This window comes from Streptomyces sp. NPDC058664, from assembly GCF_042716635.1.
Lineage (GTDB): Bacteria > Actinomycetota > Actinomycetes > Streptomycetales > Streptomycetaceae > Streptomyces.
In genome coordinates this window covers 1-1,254 of sequence record NZ_JBHXRW010000222.1, presented here as the reverse complement: position 1 = coordinate 1,254, position 1,254 = coordinate 1, and the positions used below count along the sequence as shown (strand labels likewise).

Here is a 1,254-nt window from a genome sequence, read left to right as displayed (position 1 = left end):
TCCCCGGACCGCGCCGAGCCCGGTAGACAGCCCCCGGAGCGGACTGGACAGCGACTCCACACCGGTAGACGCGGAGTGGACAGCGCTGGACAGCGACCGGAAAGCGCTGGACAGCAGCTCGACAACCGGCCTCGCGGCACTGGACAGCGCACCGACCCCGGACCCGCTCGCCGAGCGCGATGCCGAGATCTTTCGCCGCAACGCCGAGGGTGAGTCCACTCGCAAGATCGGTGCTGCAGTCGGTCTGTCGCACTCACGTGTAGCCCAGATCCTGGCGTCCGCTGAGCCGGTGGACACCGGAGCGGAGGTGCTCACGCTCATTCGCTGACCGGTCACCGCGGGGCTGGCGCCGAGCCTGCCCCGCCCTACTTCTCACCTCAACCAACACACGAACAAGGGAACGAACATCATGACGAACGCACTGACCGACCTGGACCAGATCAACGCCGAGCTGATGGGCCAGGGCGCGACCAATCCATTCGGCAAGGACGTGCAGCCCGGCGACGGGGTGTCCGGCGAGATCGTCGCCGTGGTCCGCCGTCACCGCCACAACAGCCAGGGAATGCCGCTGTACTGGATCAACCGCAAGCCGCAGGTCTCGACCGGTGGCGATCCGGTGATCGACTCGCAGCTGATCATCGAGATCGACGCCGCGGCTCGCGTCGACGAGCAGGACGAAGGCCTGCGCGCGATCACGATGGACCGCGACGTGCAGCGCGCCATCTCGGCCGGGGTCCGCCGGGCCCGCGCCGGCGGCGTCGCACTGGGCGGCAGGATCGAGGGCCTGCTCTACGTCGGCCCGCTCAAGGACAGCAGCTACGGCCGCGTCTACGACATCGGCAGCTACACCCCGCCCGCCGCGTAACCGCCGCCCTCCTCGAGGAGCCCCTGACCTACGGGTCGGGGGCTTTTTCGTGTCCTCAGCCGTTCGGCAGTCGTGGAACTGCCCATCGGCCTGCTGCTCCCCCAACTGTTTCCCGGGCCCTTCCTCCGAAGGCCAAATGAGTCCGGATGCCGGAGCGGTCAAGGGTGGCCGCAGGCCATCGGCGCAGCCGACGCGTAGCGCCCTTGAGGGGTTCGGTAGCCGGACTCACGCTAGATGCCGAGGAAGGGCGGTCCTGTCGTGTTGCGGCGCGATCGTGGCCGGGTTTTTGGTGCTGCCGCACTCGCTGCGCTCGATTGCCACGGGAATTCGATCTTGGTGCAGGTCAGCGGTGCGAAAAAGTAGCCAAAGGCTCAGCAAACGCCGAGACA

At 67.9% G+C, this 1,254-nt stretch carries 2 protein-coding genes; both read left to right on the top strand.

What is annotated here, in order from left to right; translation table 11 throughout:
* On the top strand, positions 1 to 328 hold a 328-nt coding region (locus ACFWUY_RS41725), incomplete at its 5' end, for a hypothetical protein (RefSeq protein ID WP_384122302.1).
* An 81-nt stretch (positions 329 to 409) separates the two neighbouring features.
* Positions 410 to 865: a hypothetical protein gene (locus ACFWUY_RS41720; RefSeq protein ID WP_378844397.1), complete on the top strand. Its 456-nt coding sequence runs from the start codon at positions 410 to 412 to the stop codon at positions 863 to 865.
* Positions 866 to 1,254: the final 389 nt, after the last annotated feature.

Excerpts from the sequence above, each read along its gene's own strand:
- ACFWUY_RS41720 (WP_378844397.1), top strand. The coding sequence starts at position 410 with ATGACGAACGCACTGACCGACCTGGACCAGATCAACGCCGAGCTGATG.